This is a genomic window from Ciceribacter ferrooxidans (genome assembly GCF_004137355.1).
GTDB classification, from domain to species: Bacteria; Pseudomonadota; Alphaproteobacteria; order Rhizobiales; family Rhizobiaceae; genus Allorhizobium; species Allorhizobium ferrooxidans.
In genome coordinates, this window is sequence record NZ_SDVB01000238.1 from 335097 (window position 1) to 354371 (window position 19275).

The window sequence follows — 19275 nt, forward strand, 5'->3', positions numbered from 1 at the left end:
CGTCACTGCCCCAGCCGCTCGAGCAGGGCGGGGATGTGCACCTGGTCGGCCTTGTAGTTGCCGGTCAGCATGTACATCATGATGTTCACGCCGGCGCGGAAGGAGAGTTCCCGCTGCCTTTCGTCGGGCGGCACGGTCGGCAGCATGGAAGCGCCGTTGGCGTCGATCGCCCAGGCGCCGAGCAGGTCATTGCCGGTGATGAGGACTGGCGAGACCCCGTCGGCGGATGAAACGACCCCGCTATTGCTGTTGCGCGCCTCCTGGCGTGCCTCGACCCAGAGCGGGCTGCCGCTGTAGCGGCCGGGAAAGCCCGTCAGCAGGTAGAAGGAGCGCGTCAGCACGTGGTCCGAGGGCACCGGTTCGAGCGGCGGGATGTCGATGTTGGCGAGGATCGCCCGCAGCCGCTCGCCGTTCTGGCTCGGACCCTCGTCACCGCCGAAGCTCGCATACTGGTCGCGCGTGTCGAAGAGGACGGTGCCGCCCGCGCGCATATAGGCGTCGATCCGGTTGATCGCGGCGGCAGAGGGCATCGGCGCCGTCGCCGAGACCGGCCAGAAGATGATCGGATAGAAGGACAACTCATCGGTCTCGATGTTGAGCCCGACCGGCTCGGCGGGTTCGAGTGTCGTGCGGTAGGTCAGGAATTCGGTGAGCCCGGCAAGTCCGCGCTCCGAGAGACTGTCGACGTCCGGCTCGCCGGTGACGACATAGGCGAGATGGGTGTTGTCGAGCCGCTCCAGGAGCTTTTCGTCGCCGGGCCGGGCATCGGCCGCATGGCCGCTGTCCGGGTGGAAGGCGAGGACCGCGGTCAGGGCAATCGCCGCTGCGAGGCCCTGCCGGCGGCGTCTGCCGGTGAAGACGCCGTTCATGAAGAGCACGATCAGGCTGTCGGCGAGCAGAAGCAGGAACGCGAGCGCGAGCAGCGGCGGCTTCAGCGGCGTCGCGGCATCGCCGGTGAGCGTCTCGCGGGTCACGGCCGCCGTCGGATCGACGGGAAGCGGCAGGAGTTCGGCGCTGGGTTCGAGCAGGTTTAGCGCAACGAAGCCATCCTCGCTGCCGTAGAGGCCGGGCGGATTGTCGAAGGTTGCGGCGGCCGGCCGGCCGGCGCCGAGATTGATCGGCCTCGCCGTCGCGGTGTCGGTGGTCATCGCGCCGCGCGCCGTCAGCAGGCGGTAGGGTGGCAGCGTCGCTGCGGCGGTGCCGTTGCCCTCCGCGCCCGCGCCGGCGTGTGACAGCTGCACGATCCGCCGCAGCATCTCGACGAATTCGCCGGAAATCGGCAGGTCGGACCAGGTCGCCTCGGCGCTGACGTGGAAGAGGACGATGCGGCCGGCGCCGTTCTCGCGGACGGTCACCAGAGGCGTCCCGTCGTTGAGGCTCGCCCAGGTGCGTTCCTGAAGATCGGGGGTGGGTTCGGCCAGCACCTGTCGCTTGATCAGCACGCCGTCCGGCTTCTTCATGCCCGCGAACGGACCGGTTTTCGGGAAATCGGCGAGCGGTTGCGGTTCGGCCCAGGACATGGCGCCGCCGAGCACGCGCTCGCCTTGCCGGAGCACGACCGGGAGCAGCGGATCGTCGGCCGGTGCGGCGGCGAGGCGCGGACCGGCAAAGCGGATGACGGTGCCGCCCTTGGCGATCCAGCGCTGGAGCGGCTCGTAGAGTTCGCCGGGCAGGCGGCCGATGTCGGCGAGAATGATCACCGAGGGGCTTTGCGCCAGAAGTTCCGGGATCGCGGCGGCAAGGTCGGCATTGTTCGAGCGGATCAGGTCGGCGTAGGGCGCCAGCGCGCGCTCGGTGTAATAGAGCGGCGAGAGCAGCGGCTGGAAGCCATCGTCCGGTTCGCCGGAAATCATCGCCACGCGCCGGCGGCGGAAGCCGTCGTCGAGCAGGTGGGTGGCGCCGGCATTGGCGGCACCGGTGACGGCAAGCCGGGTGAAATCGTTCCGCAGCTCGAACGGAGCGGCGACGGTGGCCTTGGCAACCGTCTCGCCGGGCGAAAAGCGCACATCGCCGGTGGCGATCGCTCGTCCCTGCCGGTCCTGTGCATCGATCGTCAGGCGGCTCTCGCCGGCGGAAGGCAGCCGGGAAACCGTGACGTCCAGTTCGTTCGCACCGTTTACGGCGCTGGTGATCGCGACCGCACCGCGTCCGTCACCCTCGACGAGGCGCAACTGCCGGGGCGCGAGCGCGGACAGTTGCTTGACCGTATCATCCTCAGTGGTGGCGGCGACGCCGTCGCTGAGGAAGACGAGCGAGCCGGGTGCTGTTCCGTCGAGCGCCTCCTTGAGAGCCGTGATGGCGCGCGGGCGATCCGGTGTCAGCGGCTTCGGTTCCGCGGCACGCAGCTTCTTCAGCGCGGCGGCGGCCGTCGCCGGAACCGCGTCGTGGGTCGCATCGGCGGTGAAGGCAATTGCGACGGGAATGTCTGCACCATCCGCCTCGGCGATCAGGCCCTCGGCCGTCGCAACGCGGCGATCCCAGTCGGCGGCGGCGGCCCAGCTGTTATCGACGAGGAGGACGAGCGGGCCGTCGCCCGAAACGGATGCGGTGCGCGGATTGAGCACCGGATCGGCGAGCGCGAGGATCACGAGGGCGGCAATCACCATCCTGAGGAGCGTCAGCCACCAGGGGCTCTTGTCCGGCGTCTCCTCGCGCTTCAGCACGGTCGCGAGAATGCGCAGCGGCGGGAAAACCTCCGTCCGCGGCCGCGGCGGCGTGAGCTTCAGCAGCCACCAGATGAGCGGCAGCGCGGCGAGCACGATCAGGATGGCCGGCGTCCCGAAGGCGAGAGGAAGAAAGCTCATCGCACTCCTCCCGCGGGCTGCGGCGGATTGCCGGAGAGATACATGTGGACGGCGACGAGAGCCTGCGAGGCGGGCTGGTCGGTCCGGTGGGCGACGAAGCTCCAGCCGAGCCGCCGCAGCGCTTCGCCGAGGCTTTCGCGGCGGGCGAAATAGGCACGGCGATAGTCTTCCTGCAGCCGTTCGGCACGGCCGGAAACCAGTTTCTCGCCGGTTTCCGGATCGGTGAAGATCGTCCGCCCGCTATAGGGAAAGGATTCCTCCGCCGGGTCGGCCACTTCGACGACGTGGCCACGCAGGCCGCGCCGGGCAAGCGGGGCGATCCGTTCCATGATCCGCTCGGCATCGTCGAGGAAATCGCCGATGAGCACGATGTCGCTGATCCCGCGGATCATCGCCGTCTCGGGCAGACCCGCGGTCGGCGGCGCGTGCATGATCGCGGCGGCGAGCCGTTCGGAAGCATTGCGCGAGGAGACGGGGTCCATGACGCCCGGACAGCCGATGCGCTCGCCCGAGCGGGCGAGGATTTCGGCGAGCGCCAGCATGATGACGAGTGCGCGGCCTTCCTTCGAGACGGGTGCGAAGGAGGACTGGTACATCATCGACGGCGACATGTCGGCCCAGAGCCAGACGGTGTGCGCGGCCTCCCATTCGCGGTCGCGGACATAGGTGTGGTCGTCGCGGGCCGAGCGCCGCCAGTCGATGCGCGCGAGGCTCTCGCCCTCCGCATAGGGCCGGAACTGCCAGAAATTCTCGCCGATGCCGCGCTTGCGGCGCCCGTGCCAGCCGGCGATCACCGTGTTGGCGATCCGTCTCGCCTCGACCATGCAGTCGGGCACGAGCGCGGCGCGCTGGCGCGCGCGCGTCAGAGCATCGCTTCCGGAGGTCTGCTCGACGATCTGGCCGATTGCTGCCACGCTGACCGCCTTTCTAGCCCCGCGCCTGCTTCACCAGGTCGAGGATCACATCGCGCACCGTCATGCCTTCCGCGCGGGCGGCAAAGGTCAGCGCCATGCGGTGTTCAAGAACGGGCTCGGCGAGTGCCATGACGTCGTCGAGCGAGGGCGCGAGCCGCCCCTCATAGAGCGCGCGGGCGCGGGCGCACAGCATCAGCGCCTGTCCGGCGCGCGGGCCGGGACCCCAGGCGACGTTCTTGTCCGTGCCGGCGTTCCCGTGGCCCGGACGGGCGGAGCGGACGAACGCCAGGATCGCGTCGACCACGGTTTCGGAGACGGGCATCTGGCGGATCAGCTTCTGGATGTCGATCAGGCGAGCGGCATCGATGACGCTCGACGGCTTCGCCTCGGTGACGCCGGTGGTTTCGAGCAGGATCTGCCGTTCCGCCGAAAGCTCCGGATAGCCGACGTCGACCTGCAGCAGGAAGCGGTCGAGCTGCGCTTCGGGAAGCGGATAGGTGCCTTCCTGCTCCAGCGGGTTCTGGGTGGCGAGCACGTGGAAGGGGGAGGGCAGGTCGTAGTGCTGCCCGGCGATGGTGACGTGATATTCCTGCATCGACTGCAAGAGTGCCGACTGGGTACGCGGGCTCGCCCGGTTGATCTCGTCGGCCATCAGGAGCTGTGCGAAGACGGGACCCTTGACGAAACGGAAGGATCGCCGCCCGGTCTCGTCCTGGTCCATGACCTCGGTGCCGAGAATGTCGGAGGGCATGAGGTCGGGGGTGAACTGGATGCGGCTCGCCTCCAGGCCGAGCACGCTTCCAAGCGTTGCGACCAGCTTGGTCTTGGCAAGACCCGGTACGCCGACGAGCAGGGCATGGCCGCCGGAGAGGATCGCGAGCAACGTGTTTTCGACGACCCGTTCCTGGCCGAAGATCACCTTGGAGACTTCCCGGCGCACCTCGGCGATGTCGGACAGCGCCTTCTCGGCCGCGGCGATGATGGCCTTTTCGTCGAGCAAGGGTTCGGCCGACTTCATCATGCCCATGATCTTCTCCCTCTGGTTCCGGCGTCAGGTCCTTCGTACCATGCCGCCGTTCTTCCGTCGCATCTAAAAGAAGTTATTCCCCAATCGGCGGCTGACAAGCGTGCGCGGAATGACTATCTCGTGACAGACAGCGAATATCGGCAAACCGGGACGCAAAAATGGCAGGCGAAACCCTGAAGGCAACGACGGATGCGGCCGGACTGGCGGCGCTGGTCGCGCGTGCCTCCACCCAGACCGCGGGCAGGGGGCTACCACCGGTCGAGCGCTGGAACCCGCCGTTCTGCGGCGACATCGACATGGAAATCCGCGCTGACGGAACCTGGTTCTACATGGGAACGCCGATCGGACGCGAGGCGCTGGTGCGTTTGTTCTCGACCGTTCTCAGGAAGGACGAGGACGGCAGAACCTATCTGGTGACCCCCGTCGAGAAGGTCGGCATCCGGGTCGAGGACGCGCCCTTTCTCGCCGTCGAAATGGGTGTCAGCGAAGGCGACGGCGAGCCGGTGCTCACCTTCCGTACCAATGTCGGCGATGTCGTCGAGGCGGGACCGGATCACCCGCTGCGCTTCACCGTTCACGGCGAGAACCATGAATTGAAGCCCTATCTCCATGTGCGCGGCCGGCTGGAGGCGCTCGTGTCGCGCGCCGTCATGTATGACCTCGTCGAGCGCGGCGAGGTGATCGACATCGACGGAGTGGAGATGTTTGCGGTCCGCTCCGCCGGCGAAATCTTTCCCGTCATGCGGGCGGACGAACTGGACATGCTGTCGCGATGACCCTTTCGATGCTCACCCCCCGCTTTTCCGCCGCCGACTTCCGGCACAGGGCGCTGAACCAGATCGGCGCGCCGCTCGAGCATGCCTGGCGCGAGCACGGCGATCATCTGCTCAATCCGGAGACGCTGCAGGAGATCGAAGGGCTTCAGTTCAAGGATGCCGCCGTGCTCGTCCCGGTCGTCGACGACGGAGACGACGGTGCCAAGGTGATCCTCACGCAGCGGACGACACGGCTGCGCAAGCATTCCGGCCAGATCGCCTTTCCCGGCGGCGGCATCGACGACACCGACATCTCGCCCGAGGAGGCGGCGCTGCGCGAGGCACAGGAGGAGATCGGCCTCGACCCCGTCTATGTCGAAACGGTCGGACGGCTGCCGCAATATCTCTCGGCGACCGGCTTCCGCATCTTCCCGGTGCTGTCGGTCGTCCGCCGCGGCTTCACCATCACGCCCAACCCGCACGAGGTGGAAAGCGTCTTCGAAGTGCCGCTCTCCTTCCTGATGAACCCGGAAAACCACCAGCGCGACAGCCGCGACTGGCGCGGTATCCTGCGCCACTACTACGTCATGCCCTATGGCGAGCGCTATATCTGGGGCATCACCGCCGGCATCATCCGCACGCTTTATGAAAGGCTCTATGCATGACCAACCTGTCGCAGGAGCCCTGGTTTCGCGACCCGGCACTCATCCGTGTCATGGACCTCCTGAACGCCGAAGGCGGCGAGGGGCGGGTCGCAGGCGGCGCCATTCGCAACAGCCTCATGGGGATTCCCGTCGCCGACATCGACATTGCGACGACGCTGGAACCGGAGGAGGTGACCGCGCGGGCGAAGGCCGCCGGCATCAAGTCTGTGCCGACCGGCATCGACCACGGCACGGTGACGCTGGTCGTCGATGGCAAGCCGTTCGAGGTGACGACGCTTCGCCATGACGTGGAAACCGACGGGCGGCGTGCGACCGTCAGGTTCGGCGCGGACTGGCAGGCAGATGCGGAGCGTCGCGACCTGACGATCAACGCCCTCTATGTCGACCGGGCGGGCGAGGTGATCGACCTCGTCAACGGCCTGCCGGACGTCGAGACGCGGACGGTGCGGTTCATCGGCGACGCCGACAAACGCATTGCCGAGGACTATCTGCGTATCCTGCGCTTCTTCCGCTTCTTCGCCCATTACGGTGCCGGACGGCCTGACGCCGAAGGGCTCAAGGCCTGCATGCGCGCGCGCGGCAAGCTCGCAACGCTTTCGGCCGAACGGGTCTGGTCGGAACTGAAGAAACTGCTCAAGGCCTCCGACCCGAGCCGTGCGCTTCTGTGGATGCGCCAGTCCGGTGTGCTCACCGAGATCCTGCCGGAGACGGAGAAGTGGGGGATCGACGCGATCCACGGGCTGGTCGCCGCCGAACAGGCGCTCGGCTGGCATCCCGATCCGATGCTGCGGCTTGCGGCGATCGTGCCGAAGGATGCCGCGCGCCTTGCCGCCATGGCCGAGCGGCTGCGGATGTCGAAGGCGGAGGCGCGCTTCCTCGATCATTTCGCGCGTGCACCGAAGCCGGATATTGCAGTCAAGGATGCCGCCTTCGATCGCGACCTCTACCATCATGGCAAGGAGGGGCTGGCGACGGTGCTCAAGCTGGAGCTTGCCACGGTGCGGGCAAAGGGCGAGGACGATCCGGCGGTGATGGCGCGGGTGGCGCGGCTCTCGGCGCTTCTGAAACGGGCCGACGCCTTCGAAAAGCCCACCTTCCCCGTCAGCGGCGCCGATCTGCTCGCTGCCGGCATTCCGCCGGGGCCGGCGGTCGGAAAGACGCTGAAGGCGCTGGAATCGGAATGGGTTTCCGGAAATTTCTCGATGGACCGGGCGAGGTTGCTCGCCCGGCTCGAAGAGATGCGCATTTCCTGAGCGGGTTCAGGCCGTCACCTTCTCCGTGGTGACGATGCGGGCCTTGATGTTCTCGATCATGTTCTCGCGGATGATGGTTTCGCCATGCGTGGTCCGCATATGCTCGACCGCGCGGCGCACGACTTCCGCCTCCTCGTCCGCCCGGGTGTGCCACGGGCAGCCGGGCACGAGCGAACCGCATTCAAACAGTTTCATTGCCTTCTCCTCTTCCTTGGGTTCGACCCTTCTTCTAATCGGCAGGAGCGAGCATAGGTTCCCTGCCGCCCGCGCGGCGGAGGCACGGCGGGTGAAAACAAGGTCACACCTGCTCGGGCATCGCCCAGGCGTTGAACACCGAAGGGGCCGCCTTCGGCTTCCAGCCGCGGATCAAGGTCTTCACTGTTTGATCGGTGTCCAGCGCGCTGAGATCACGGCCGGCGAGACGAAGTCTGACTTCCTCCACGAAATAGGAGTGGGGAAGGTCGACGCCGCCCGACGCCCTGAGTTCTTCCGCGAGGCGGTCGATGATGCGCTCGGTTTCGGCAGCGTTTTCGTTGTTCTTGGGAGCGCTAGTCGAACGGGCCATTGCATTTCTCCTCCTGCAAACCGCGGGGGAGAATAGCACGACGTTAGGGATCACTAAAATATAAAATTCGTTAGGGTTTGTGATTCAATCAGCGCGGTCGGCCTTCACGGCCAGCGCACGACCGGGGGTAGCGAAGACAGGATCGACTCGACGTTTCCGCCGGTCTTCAGCCCGAAGATCGTGCCGCGGTCGTAGAGAAGATTGAACTCGACATAGCGCCCGCGCCGGACGAGCTGTTCGTCGCGATCGGCCTCCGTCCAGTCGTTGTTGAAGTTCGAGCGGACGATACGCGGGTAGACGAGATTGAAGGCGCGGCCGACATCCTGCACGAAAGCGAAATCGGCGGCCCAGCCGCCCTGTTCGGGCCCGGAATGCAGCCAGTCGAAGAAGATGCCGCCGATGCCGCGCGGCTCGTTGCGGTGCTTCAGGAAGAAGTATTCGTCGCACCAGGTTTTGAAGCGCGGATAGTCCGCGACGGCCGCATGCTTGCTGCAGGTGATCTCCATCGCCCGGTGAAAGAGGCGGCTGTCGGGGTCCTCCTGGGTGCGTCGGCGGTCGAGCACCGGCGTGAGGTCGGCGCCGCCGCCGAACCACTGGCTGGTCGTGACCACCATGCGGGTGTTCATGTGAACGGCGGGAACGTTCGGATTGACCGGATGGGCGATCAGCGAAATGCCGGAGGCCCAGAACCGCGGGTCTTCCTCCGCACCGGGCATCTGCTTGCGGAATTCGGGCGAGAATTCGCCGTAGACGGTCGAGGTGTGGACGCCGACCTTCTCGAAGACGCGGCCTTCCATCATCGACATCCGGCCACCGCCGCCCGCACCGCCTTCGCGCAGCCAGTCCTTGCCGACGAACCGGCCGGGCGGCTGGTTGGAAAGCGGTCCCGCCAGCTCCTGTTCGAGGGCTTCGAAGGAGGCGCAGATGGTGTCCCTCAGCGTCTCGAACCAGGCGCGTGCCTCGTTCTTCTTCTCTTCGATGTTCTCGGGCAATTCCCGTGGCAGGTCGGGTCTTTCCATTCTCAAATCCTTGTCTCCGGCCGTCCTGGACGAGTCGGCCGCATCGCTCCATGGCTTAGCAGGTCACCCGGCGGCGAGCCAGAGAGGCTCCCCGCCGTCCCCCGAATTTCGACTCGCAAACGGGCGGCTGCGCGACTACATTTCAATGCAGGCGAGGTGTTCGATGGCGAAGATACCCGGCTTGCCGCCGCTCGACGGTCTGAGGAAGGAAATTGCCAAACATCGGAGGGCGAAGTCCCGTTCCGAGGCCGGACATTTTGTCCGCGAAACCTTCTGCCTGTCGCGCGAGGAGGCGAGAGCCAAGGCCAAGGAATGGTTCGACGCCTTCCCCAAGGCCGCCTACTGGACCGAGGTCGAAAGCTGGCGACAGCTCGACGGTGACCGCATCGAGTTCACCATGCGGCGCCTTCCCTCCGCCGACTGACCTTTTCTGGTCCTATCCGGTGTTTCCCTCTCTCGGCGGCAAGAACCGATAAAGTTTTATCCATGCGCTGAAAGCTTTCGAAATGCCGGTTTGGCACTCTCCGGGCATCTGTCCGCAATGATTTCGGAAAGCACCAAGAGAGAATGAGTCTTCTGCAGCCCCTGTCCTCCGCCGCAACGTTCGCGCGCGCCAGCGAACGCGTCACGACATCCGCGGTCGTGCCGGCTCGCGCCGTCGCCGCACGGAAAGTCGACGCGCCCGCCGAAAACGACGGCTACTGGTCGATTACCGCAAGCCTCGGGACGGGAGGCCTGTCGCTGTCGAGCGCCGCAGACGCGACGGGGCGTGCCGCCGCGCTGACCGATATCGCCGCTCTCGGCATTGAGACGACCACCGGCATCGTCATGGACATTCGCGACCGGCTGATAGAGGCCCGCTCACCAGGCGCCGACCGCAATGCGCTGAATGCGGAGATCGGCGCGCTCAAGGAGCAATTGGCGGCGACCGCCGCCTCGAGTACCTATGACGGACAGAACTGGCTCCATCTTGAGGCAGGGCAGCGGCCGAAGGTGCAATCCGTCGTCGCCTCGGTGTCGCGGTCGGGACCGGGCGAGCTTGCCGTCAATCTCGCGGATTTCGACACCGGTCGCTCCGTGGTCACCAGCAGCGAGAACGCGGCTGACGGTGTGCTCACACGTGCCCATGCCGGGCTGACCCGCAGCGGCGGCACTTACGCCTATTTCCTTCTCGACGCCAACGCCGCGGTTCCAACGTCCTCGCCGGTGCGCGAGGTTGCTCTTGCCGACAGCACCAACTCGGCGGAACTCGATGGAATGATCGCCGCCGTCGACAGCATGCTGACCGGCCTCTACGAGGCCGGCGCCTCGCTCGGCGCCATGCGCAAGGGCATCGCCGGCGACGACGGCTTCCTCGACAGCATTCCGGAGATGATCGAAAGCGCCGTCGGTGAACGCATCGAAACCGCAATGACCGGTGACGAGGCCTTGCGTGCGGCGCTGCAGGTCCGCGACCAGCTTCAGGCGGCCGGCCTCAACATGGCAAACGGCGACATGCGGGCACTATCCGACCTGTTCCGCTGACGGCTTCGTCTCGACCGTCAGGCGTAAGGTGCCACGTCAGTGGATGGAGTTCTTCTTCGGAGCTCTCCGCCGTGCCGCAGGTCTGCGTACGCCGGGTGCGGCGGGGGCGTTTTCAGGCACAACCGAGACCTCCTCGTCCTTCACCGTGTCGGCGGCATCTGCGACGGGGATATTCTCTGCAAGAGGCTCCACGTCCGCCGGAGCCGGCGTGGCGGTCTCGACGACGGCCGGCAGGCTGTGTCCGATGATCTCCTTCAACACCCTGGTGACGTGCAGCGAACCCGGCAGGTCGGTGTTCGTCGAATGTCCGGCGAGCGGCACGCGGATATCGGTGTCGATCTGCGGACGGGAATTGACCTCGCCGTACCAATCCAGTTCGCCGACTACGTCGACGACGTCGGTGAACTCTGGCGGCATGACGATGCGCCCGCCGAAGGTCACGATCCTCAGTCCCTCGGCAAGCGCGCGGAGGCGCTGGCGGTTTGAGCGCCGCAGCTCGTAGAGCGCTTCGGAGAGCACCCGGTTGCCGCTCGAATGGGCCGCCAGCATATGGAAGGAGAGACGCGGATCGCCGAGCAGCTCCGCCGCCGTGTCCGCGTCGAGGCACGAGCGGCGCTCGGGCTCCGGCTTCAGACGGCGTTGTGCGTAGGCGCCGAGCTGCGGGCGGCCGACCGCATCGTCCAGCGTTTCCATCTGGCTGCGGAAATGCCCGAGCCAGCCGAAGAAGAAGCTTCCGCCCATCGTTTCGACGACAACGTCTCCGAGGCCGTAGCCGGAGACGATCGCCGCGACGGGGGCGCCGACGGCGTCGGCGACGTTGCGGGCGAAGGCCGCCGCGCCGATGGCCGAACCGCCGACGCCGGCGATCGCCAGCACATGGACGTCCTTGCCGCCGCGCAGGAGGTATTCGTCTACGCTGTCGCACAAGGTCAGCATGCCGGCGCCGGTCGGCGGCACGATCATGATCAGCCCCTCGGCGGTGATGGAGTCGCTGATATAGAACACTTCCTCGGAGGAAAGCGCCTTCACGTCATAGAAGAGCGCATCGAGACCGGTGTTGCGCGCTCTCAGCGCTTCCAGCGCCACGTTGCGGAACGGCCGGCGCTGCAGTCTTTCAGGAAAGCTCAGGCTGCGCGCGAACTGCGTCAGGCCCAGGGTGAATGCCGTATCGAACATAAGGCCACCTCGTCGTTCTTTCGCGCTGCAGCATGACACAACGGCCGGACTTCGCCAAGCGCGTGTTTGCCGCAACCGTCTTCAACTCTCAAGCAGATGCGGTCCGCCGCCCTTTTCGGCCAGCGCGTCCATCGGATTTCTGAGCGGGCAGTCGTTCATGGACAGGCATCCGCAACCGATGCAGCCGGTCAGATGATCCCTCAGCGACTGCAACTGGTCGATCCGTCTGTCGAGTGCGTCGCGCCAGCGTTCAGAAAGCCGCCTCCAGTCCTCGGCCGTCAGTGGCCGGTCGTGCGGCAGCACGGAGAGCGCCTCGCCGATCTCCGCAAGCGGAATACCGGTCTTTTGTGCAACCTTGATGACGGCGACACGCCGGAGCACCGAGCGGGGATAGCGGCGCTGGTTGCCACGATTGCGGTTGCTGTGGATCAGACCCTTGGCTTCGTAGAAATGCAGCGTCGAGACGGCAATGCCGCTGCGCTCGGCGACCTCGCCGACGCTCAGTTCGCGCCGCGGCGTTTCGGGATGTGATTTCTTCGCGACCATGTTGACCTCAATATTGGTTGAGGTCTTATACGGTGAGGCAAGCGCTTTTCCAAGTGGCGGCAGAGATGCCGCCCGGCGGTCAGGCTTGCGCGAACCCGGTCTGCCGCAGGGCCTCGCCGGCAATCATTGCCGCCGACATGGCGACGTTGATCGAGCGCTGGCCCGGCACCATCGGAATGATGACGCGCGTCTCGGCGGTGTCATGGACGAGATCGGGAACGCCGGCGCTTTCCCGGCCGAAGAGAAGGATGTCGTCGGGACGGAAGACAAAGTCGGCATAGGGGGTGGCGGCCCTGGTCGATGCCAGGACCAGCCGGCGGCCGGTCGCCGCCCGCCAGGCCTCGAAGCGTTCCCAGTTGACGTGGCGCACGAGCGAGACGGCGTTCAGATAATCCATGCCGGCGCGCTTCAGGTTGCGGTCGGAGATGTCGAAACCGGCCGGCTCGATGATGTCGACGCCGAGGCCGAGGCAGGCGGCGAGGCGAAGGATGGTGCCGGTATTGCCGGGAATGTCCGGCTGGTAGAGGGCGATGCGCAGCAAGGTCATGGCGCGTTTCTTAAGCCAGGTGGAACCGCAAGCTCAAGTGCCGGTTCGGCGAGCGGTCGAGTTGTGGTCAACGGGCAACACCGCGGCAGCGATGCGCGCTGAAGGAGCAGATTGATGCTTTTCAATTCGGCGGGAGGCGGTTAGGTTTCGCATCTCTTCAACACGCAACAGGGAGGCCTTGATGATACCCACTGGCGTTATTTGCCTCCCGGTCCCGGACATGCATCCGACGGCGTGGTAGCGATCAGCTCGCTCCTTTTCTGATTTTCCGTTTTGTTCAAGGCGCAGTTCCTATGGGTTGCGCCGTCCGTTCAAACCCCTGATTCCGTTTGTTGCGGCATCGCCGCGCGGTGTCGACAGGGGCAAGACGAGTGGAGATATTCATGTTTGGCTGGTTCGAACAGCGACTCAATCCCTATCCGGCGGGTGTTCCGACCCTGCCGCCGAAAGGGCTCTTCCGCTTCTGCTGGTACTATTCAAAGCCGGCGGCCCCGTGGCTTCTCGGCGTGGCGATCTGTACCGCGCTGATCGCCGTCGGCGAGGTGACGCTCTTCCGTTTCCTCGGCGACATCGTCGACTGGCTTTCCAAGGCCGACCGCGAAACCTTCCTGCAATCGGAGGCCCCGCGGCTCGTCGGCATGGCGCTCGTCGTCCTCGTCGGGCTGCCGCTCGTCGTTGCAATCGACTCCCTCATCATGCACCAGGTGCTGCTCGGCAACATGCCGATGATTGCGCGCTGGCAGATGCACCGCTTCCTGCTCCGGCACTCGATGACCTTCTTCGCCAACGAGTTCGCCGGGCGCGTCGCGACCAAGGTCATGCAGACCTCGCTTGCGGTGCGCGAAGGGGTGATGAAGGTGCTCGACGTCTTCGTCTACGTCGTCACCTATTTCATTTCGATGATCGTGATCGTCGCCACGGCCGATCTGAGGCTCGTCGCGCCGCTCGTCATCTGGGTCGTCGTCTACGTGTCGATCGTCAGCTATTTCGTTCCGCGGCTGCGGAAGGTCTCGGCCGATCAGGCGGATGCACGCTCGATGATGACGGGCCGGATCGTCGACAGCTACACCAACATCGCGACGGTGAAGCTGTTCTCGCATGCCGGCCGCGAGGAAGACTATGCCCGCAACGGCATGGACGAGTTCCTCGTCACGGTTCACCGGCAGATGCGGATGGTGACGCTCTTCCACGTGCTCGTCTACGTCAACAACTGTATCGCGCTCTTCGCCGTCGGATCGCTGTCGATCTCCTTCTGGCTGGGCGGCTCGATCTCGGTCGGGGCGATTGCGATCGCCATCGGCCTCGCCATGCGCATCAACGGCATGTCGCAGTGGATCATGTGGGAGGTCTCGGCGCTCTTCGAGAACGTCGGCACCGTCTATGACGGCATGAAGATGATGACCAAGGCGCACGATGTCGTCGATGCGCCCGGCGCCAGGGCGTTGACGGTGGAAAAGGGCGAGATCGTCTACGATCACGTCCGCTTCCACTACGGCAAGGCGAAGGGCGTCATCGAGGACTTCTCGCTGGTCGTCAATCCGGGCGAGAAGGTCGGTCTGGTCGGCCGCTCCGGCGCCGGCAAGACGACCCTGATGAACCTGCTGCTGCGCTTCTACGACCTCGAGAAGGGAAAGATCCTGATCGACGGTCAGGACATTGCGATGGTGTCGCAGGACAGCCTGCGGTCGATGATCGGCGTCGTCACGCAGGATACCTCGCTCCTGCACCGCTCGATCCGCGACAACATCGCCTACGGCCGTCCACAGGCGAGCGACGCGGAGGTGATCGAGGCGGCGAAGCGGGCGAATGCCTGGGAGTTCATCGAAGGGCTCGTCGACTACAAGGGCCGCACCGGCCTCGACGCCCAGGTGGGCGAACGCGGCGTCAAGCTCTCCGGCGGCCAGCGGCAGCGCATCGCGATCGCCCGGGTGTTCCTCAAGAACGCCCCGATCCTGGTGCTCGACGAGGCGACCTCGGCGCTCGACTCGGAAGTCGAGGCGGCGATCCAGGAAAGCCTGTTCTCGCTGATGGAGGGCAAGACGGTGATCGCGATCGCTCACCGGCTTTCGACGCTGACGCAGATGGACCGGCTGATCGTGCTCGACAAGGGCCGGATCATAGAGACCGGCACCCATAGTGAACTGGTGGCGCTCGGCGGCATCTATGCCGATCTCTGGAACCGCCAGTCCGGCGGCTTCCTCGCCGACCACGACCTCGACGAGACGGAGCAGGCGGCGGAGTAACTCCGCCGCCTAAGGCAACAGGCGCTACGCTTCCCGGCCGCCGCCGCATCGCGCTCCGTGGTGCGGCGGCGGTCGTCCTTTCCGCGGCGCGGGAATCCGCCTATATCCCTTTCATGCTGTTTCGTCCGATCGCCCGCCTCTTCGAGAACTGGATCGACCCCTTTGCGCGTTCGGACGACCTGCGTCCGCCGGAAGGGACCGCGGCGTTCATCTGGTTCTACGTGCGCCAGGCGAAATGGGCCTTCGTCGCCATGGCTGTTCTCGGCGGTGCGGTCGCCATGCTGGAGGCGGCGCTCTTCTGGTTCGTTGGCAGGCTCGTCGACCTTCTCGACACCGTGCCGCGCGGTGCCGGGTGGGACGGGCTGCTCGCGGCACACGGGGTGGAGCTTGCCGTGATGGCGCTGACCGTGCTCGTCGTGCGCCTCGTCGTGGTGACGCTCGGCGCGCTGGTCGAGGAACAGGTGATCGTCCTCAACTTCTTCAACCTCGTGCGCTGGCAGGCGCATGTGCATGTCGCGCGGCAGGCGCTCTCCTTCTTCCAGAACGATTTTTCCGGCCGCATCGTCACCAAGGTCTGGTCGGCAGGGCAGGCGACCGGCGACCTGATGACCTCGCTGCTGCAGGTCGCCTGGTTCATGGTCATCTACACGGTCTCCACCATGGCGCTGGTCGCCCAGCTCGACTGGCGGCTCGCGGCCGTCATCGCCGGCTGGGTGGTCATCTTCCTCGTGCTTGCGCGCTATTTCGTGCCGCGCATCCGCCGCCACGCGCGGGCGACGGCGGAGGTCGCCTCGATGCTGAACGGCCGGCTCGTCGACAGTTATTCCAACATCCAGACGCTGAAGCTCTTCGGGCGCGAGCGCGAGAACGACCATTATATCCGCGCCGGCTTCGACCGGTTCCAGGCGACGCTCACGCCTTTCGCCCGGCTCCTGACCGGCGTGCGTGCGGCGCTTGCGACGCTCTCCGGCGTGATGATCCTGATGGTTGCCGCTCTTTCCGTGGACCTCTGGTTCAAGGGCGCGGTCACCGCCGGCGGCGTCGCCTTCACGCTCGGCCTCGTGCTGCGCCTCAACATGCTGCTCGGCCGCATGATGACGCAGATGAACAGCATCATGCGCAATATCGGTACGATCCAGAACTCGGCGGAACTCGTCTCGAAGCCGCTGGCGCTCGTCGACCGTCCCGGCGCCGGAGAACTGAAGGTGGCGCGGCCGGAAATCCGCTTCGAGGACGTCTCCTTCCACTACGGCAGGAAGAGCGGCGTCATCGACCACCTGACGCTGACCGTCCGCCCCGGCGAGAAGGTCGGCATCGTCGGCCGCTCGGGTGCCGGCAAGTCGACGCTGGTCAACCTGCTCTTGCGCTTCTACGACCTCGAAGGCGGGCGCATCCTGATCGACGGGCAGGATATCGCGACCGTGACGCAGGAAAGCCTGCGCCGGCAGATCGGCATGGTGACGCAGGATACGGCGCTTCTCCACCGCTCGATCCGCGACAACATCCTGTTCGGTCGCCACGATGCCGATGAGAAGGAACTCGAACGGGCGGCGGAACGGGCCGAGGCGCTCGATTTCATCCTGAGGCTCGAGGACCAGCGCGGGCGACGCGGCTTCGAAGCGCATGTGGGCGAACGCGGCGTGAAGCTTTCCGGCGGCCAGCGCCAGCGGATCGCGATCGCCCGAGTGATGCTGAAGGACGCACCGATCCTGGTGCTGGACGAGGCGACCTCGGCGCTCGACAGCGAGGTGGAGGCGGCGATCCAGTCCAATCTCGACCGGCTGATGCAGGGCAAGACGGTGCTGGCGATCGCCCACCGGCTCTCGACGATCGCGGCGCTCGACCGGCTCGTGGTTATGGACAGGGGCCGGATCGTCGAGGAGGGGACCCACGCCGAGCTCGTCGCCGCGGGCGGGCTCTACTCCGACCTCTGGGCGCGCCAGTCCGGCGGCTTCCTCGGTGCGGGTGAGCGCGAAACGGGTGAGGGCAGGGCGTCGCCCGTATCGGCACCGATGTCCCGGCGCTGAGCGCAGGCGCCTTGCCGCGGTGGCAGGTCGGTCTGGACTACCGCTTGCCGGAGGCGGTGAAGCTGACGAATGACAAGCCGGTAGATGCCTTCTACGCCTTTCGGAGGAGGTCCGATGTCGCCTGAAAGCCCCTCGTGTGACGCGGACGGAACTCTCCCAAGATTTTCCGCGACATTGTGCCCCCATCCCCCTGCCAAGGCTGGACATATTTTGTTATCGGGCTTAGAACGCGCCAAATTGGCGGGGAATCTGTGGCGCAACTGTGTCTGCGCGCAGGTTTCCTGTCGCGGATGCAATGCGGTTTATCGCAGAATTTTGCGAAGAGGATGGTTTGACCGTGAGCGAACACGACATCAATAGCGAGACCTTGGGCGAGCCTTCTCGCCGCGACTTTCTTTATCTGACGACCGGTATGGCCGGTGTGGTCGGTGCCACTGCGGTTGCCTGGCCCTTCATCGACCAGATGCGTCCGGACGCCTCGACGCTCGCGCTTGCTTCGATCGAAGTGGACGTTTCCGCGCTCGAGCCCGGCATGTCGCTCACCGTCAAGTGGCGCGGAAAGCCGGTGTTCATCCGCAACCGCACCGACAAGGAAGTCGAAGAGGCCAAGCAGGTCGCGCTCACCGATCTCAAGGATCCGGTCGCCCGCAACGCCAACATCGATCCCACCGCGGAAGCAACCGACATCGCCCGCTCGGCCGGTGACGGCAAGGAAAACTGGATCGTGATGATCGGCTCCTGCACCCATCTCGGCTGCGTTCCGCTCGGCCAGGCAGGCGATTTCGGCGGCTGGTTCTGTCCCTGCCACGGCTCGCACTACGACACCGCCGGTCGTATCCGCAAGGGTCCTGCCCCGCAGAACCTTGCCGTTCCTACCTTTGCATTCGTTTCCGATTCTGTGATCAAGATCGGTTGAGGGGATTCATAATATGAGTGGTCATTCTAGCTACCAGCCGTCGAGCGGCCTCGGGAAGTGGGTCGACGCGCGGCTGCCTCTGCCGCGCATGGTCTATGACAGTTTTGTCGCCTATCCTGTTCCCCGCAACCTGAACTATGCCTATACGTTCGGCGCCATGCTGTCGGTGATGCTCGTTGTGCAGATCCTGACCGGCGTGGTTCTCGCCATGCACTACGGCGCGGAAACGACGATCGCCTTCAACTCGGTCGAAAAGATCATGCGCGACGTCAACCACGGCTGGCTGCTGCGCTACATGCACGCCAACGGCGCGTCGTTCTTCTTCATCGCCGTCTATCTCCACATCGCCCGCGGTCTCTATTACGGTTCCTACAAGGCACCGCGCGAAATCCTCTGGATCCTCGGCGTCGTGATCTACCTGCTGATGATGGCGACCGGCTTCATGGGCTATGTTCTGCCCTGGGGTCAGATGTCCTTCTGGGGCGCGACCGTCATCACCGGTTTCTTCACCGCCTTCCCGGGGGTCGGCGAATGGATCCAGCAGTTCCTGCTCGGCGGCTTCGCGGTCGACAATCCGACGCTCAACCGCTTCTTCTCGCTGCACTACCTGCTGCCCTTCATGATCGCCGGCGTCGTCGTCCTGCATGTCTGGGCGCTGCATGTCACCGGCCAGACCAACCCGACCGGCGTCGAAGTGAAGTCGAAGACGGACACCGTTCCCTTCACGCCCTATGCGACGCTCAAGGATGCCTTCGGCGTTTCGGTCTTCCTGATCGTCTACGCCTGGTTCATCTTCTACCTGCCGAACTACCTCGGCCATCCCGACAACTACACGATGGCCGATCCGCTGAAGACCCCGGCCCACATCGTTCCGGAATGGTACTACCTGCCGTTCTACGCGATGCTCCGCGCCATCACTTTCAACGTCGGCCCGATCGACTCCAAGCTCGGTGGCGTTCTGGTGATGTTCGGCTCGATCATCATCCTCTTCTTCCTGCCCTGGCTCGACACATCCAAGGTTCGCTCGGCCGTCTACCGTCCGTGGTACAAGCTGTTCTTCTGGCTGTTCGTCGCCGACTGCATCCTGCTCGGCTGGCTCGGCTCGCGTCAGCCGTCCGACCTCTACACGCTGATGGCCCAGCTCGGCACGCTCTACTACTTCGGCTTCTTCATGGTGATCATGCCGCTGCTCGGCCTGTTCGAAAAGCCGCGCCGCGTTCCGAACTCGATCACCGAGGCGGTTCTCGAAAAGAGCGGCAAATCCGCCGCAACCCAGGCCTGAGCGCGCGAAAGA

At 65.5% G+C, this 19275-nt stretch carries 18 protein-coding genes; 9 read left to right on the plus strand and 9 right to left on the minus strand.

Annotation, left to right across the window (positions count from 1 at the left end; genetic code table 11):
• Positions 1-2 precede the first annotated feature (2 nt).
• Genes EUU22_RS12570 through EUU22_RS12580 form a run of 3 tightly spaced genes read right to left on the minus strand, consistent with a single transcriptional unit; the run spans position 3 to position 4745 of the window.
• The gene (locus tag EUU22_RS12570) at positions 3-2804 is read right to left on the minus strand and encodes a DUF4159 domain-containing protein (protein WP_129332327.1); all 2802 of its coding nucleotides are present in this window, start codon (positions 2802-2804) and stop codon (positions 3-5) included.
• Positions 2801-3718, minus strand: coding sequence for a DUF58 domain-containing protein (locus EUU22_RS12575; protein WP_129332328.1), 918 nt, complete (start codon positions 3716-3718; stop codon positions 2801-2803). The genes EUU22_RS12570 and EUU22_RS12575 overlap by 4 nt, the downstream gene beginning before the upstream one ends.
• A 13-nt stretch (positions 3719-3731) precedes the next feature.
• The gene (locus EUU22_RS12580; protein WP_129332329.1) at positions 3732-4745 is read right to left on the minus strand and encodes an AAA family ATPase; all 1014 of its coding nucleotides are present in this window, start codon (positions 4743-4745) and stop codon (positions 3732-3734) included.
• 158 nt (positions 4746-4903) lie between these two features.
• On the opposite strand from EUU22_RS12580, the gene EUU22_RS12585 reads away from it, so the two are divergent.
• From EUU22_RS12585 to EUU22_RS12595, 3 genes are read left to right on the plus strand one after another with little or no spacing between them, the layout of a single operon-like run.
• Positions 4904-5521 carry a DUF1285 domain-containing protein gene (locus EUU22_RS12585; protein WP_129332330.1) on the plus strand — a complete coding sequence of 206 codons (618 nt, stop codon included), beginning with the start codon at positions 4904-4906 and terminating at the stop codon, positions 5519-5521.
• Entirely contained in the window at positions 5518-6165 is a 648-nt protein-coding gene (locus tag EUU22_RS12590; RefSeq protein WP_439329144.1) for a CoA pyrophosphatase, read from the plus strand. Before EUU22_RS12585 ends, EUU22_RS12590 begins: the two co-directional genes overlap by 4 nt.
• Positions 6162-7418 (plus strand): CCA tRNA nucleotidyltransferase, encoded by a 1257-nt coding sequence (locus tag EUU22_RS12595; RefSeq protein WP_129332331.1) that lies wholly within the window; start codon positions 6162-6164, stop codon positions 7416-7418. The genes EUU22_RS12590 and EUU22_RS12595 overlap by 4 nt, the downstream gene beginning before the upstream one ends.
• A 6-nt stretch (positions 7419-7424) precedes the next feature.
• Here the strand turns inward: EUU22_RS12595 and EUU22_RS12600 are convergent, their stop codons facing one another.
• The 3 genes from EUU22_RS12600 to hemF form a co-directional block, all read right to left on the minus strand.
• Positions 7425-7613 (minus strand): DUF1059 domain-containing protein, encoded by a 189-nt coding sequence (locus EUU22_RS12600; RefSeq protein ID WP_112690834.1) that lies wholly within the window; start codon positions 7611-7613, stop codon positions 7425-7427.
• A gap of 103 nt (positions 7614-7716) precedes the next feature.
• Complete coding sequence (locus EUU22_RS12605) at positions 7717-7983, minus strand: hypothetical protein (protein ID WP_129332332.1); 267 nt, start codon at positions 7981-7983, stop codon at positions 7717-7719.
• Between the two features lie 104 nt (positions 7984-8087).
• The gene (hemF, locus tag EUU22_RS12610) at positions 8088-9002 is read right to left on the minus strand and encodes an oxygen-dependent coproporphyrinogen oxidase (RefSeq protein WP_129332333.1); all 915 of its coding nucleotides are present in this window, start codon (positions 9000-9002) and stop codon (positions 8088-8090) included.
• A 163-nt stretch (positions 9003-9165) separates the two neighbouring features.
• Here hemF and EUU22_RS12615 point away from each other — a divergent pair, with 163 nt between their 5' ends.
• A complete protein-coding gene (locus tag EUU22_RS12615; RefSeq protein WP_129332334.1) occupies positions 9166-9426 on the plus strand; it encodes a hypothetical protein in 261 nt (86 codons plus the stop codon).
• A 143-nt stretch (positions 9427-9569) separates the two neighbouring features.
• Positions 9570-10526 carry a flagellin N-terminal helical domain-containing protein gene (locus EUU22_RS12620; protein WP_129332335.1) on the plus strand — a complete coding sequence of 319 codons (957 nt, stop codon included), beginning with the start codon at positions 9570-9572 and terminating at the stop codon, positions 10524-10526.
• A 36-nt stretch (positions 10527-10562) separates the two neighbouring features.
• Here EUU22_RS12620 and EUU22_RS12625 read toward each other — a convergent pair whose 3' ends face one another.
• From EUU22_RS12625 to EUU22_RS12635, 3 genes are all read right to left on the minus strand, one after another.
• The gene (locus tag EUU22_RS12625; protein WP_205687900.1) at positions 10563-11702 is read right to left on the minus strand and encodes a cell envelope biogenesis protein OmpA; all 1140 of its coding nucleotides are present in this window, start codon (positions 11700-11702) and stop codon (positions 10563-10565) included.
• 81 nt (positions 11703-11783) lie between these two features.
• On the minus strand, positions 11784-12248 hold the full coding sequence (gene soxR, locus EUU22_RS12630) for a redox-sensitive transcriptional activator SoxR (RefSeq protein WP_129332336.1): 465 nt from the start codon (positions 12246-12248) through the stop codon (positions 11784-11786).
• Between the two features lie 79 nt (positions 12249-12327).
• Positions 12328-12795: a tRNA (cytidine(34)-2'-O)-methyltransferase gene (locus EUU22_RS12635; RefSeq protein ID WP_129332337.1), complete on the minus strand. Its 468-nt coding sequence runs from the start codon at positions 12793-12795 to the stop codon at positions 12328-12330.
• Between the two features lie 383 nt (positions 12796-13178).
• Here EUU22_RS12635 and EUU22_RS12640 point away from each other — a divergent pair, with 383 nt between their 5' ends.
• The 4 genes from EUU22_RS12640 (at position 13179) to EUU22_RS12655 (ending at position 19263) form a co-directional block, all read left to right on the plus strand.
• A complete protein-coding gene (locus EUU22_RS12640; RefSeq protein WP_129332338.1) occupies positions 13179-15038 on the plus strand; it encodes an ABC transporter ATP-binding protein in 1860 nt (619 codons plus the stop codon).
• 113 nt (positions 15039-15151) lie between these two features.
• Positions 15152-17065, plus strand: coding sequence for an ABC transporter ATP-binding protein (locus EUU22_RS12645; RefSeq protein WP_129332339.1), 1914 nt, complete (start codon positions 15152-15154; stop codon positions 17063-17065).
• A gap of 337 nt (positions 17066-17402) precedes the next feature.
• The gene (petA, locus tag EUU22_RS12650; protein WP_129332340.1) at positions 17403-17981 is read left to right on the plus strand and encodes a ubiquinol-cytochrome c reductase iron-sulfur subunit; all 579 of its coding nucleotides are present in this window, start codon (positions 17403-17405) and stop codon (positions 17979-17981) included.
• A 13-nt stretch (positions 17982-17994) separates the two neighbouring features.
• On the plus strand, positions 17995-19263 hold the full coding sequence (locus EUU22_RS12655) for a cytochrome b (RefSeq protein ID WP_129332341.1): 1269 nt from the start codon (positions 17995-17997) through the stop codon (positions 19261-19263).
• The last annotated feature ends 12 nt before the right edge of the window (positions 19264-19275 follow it).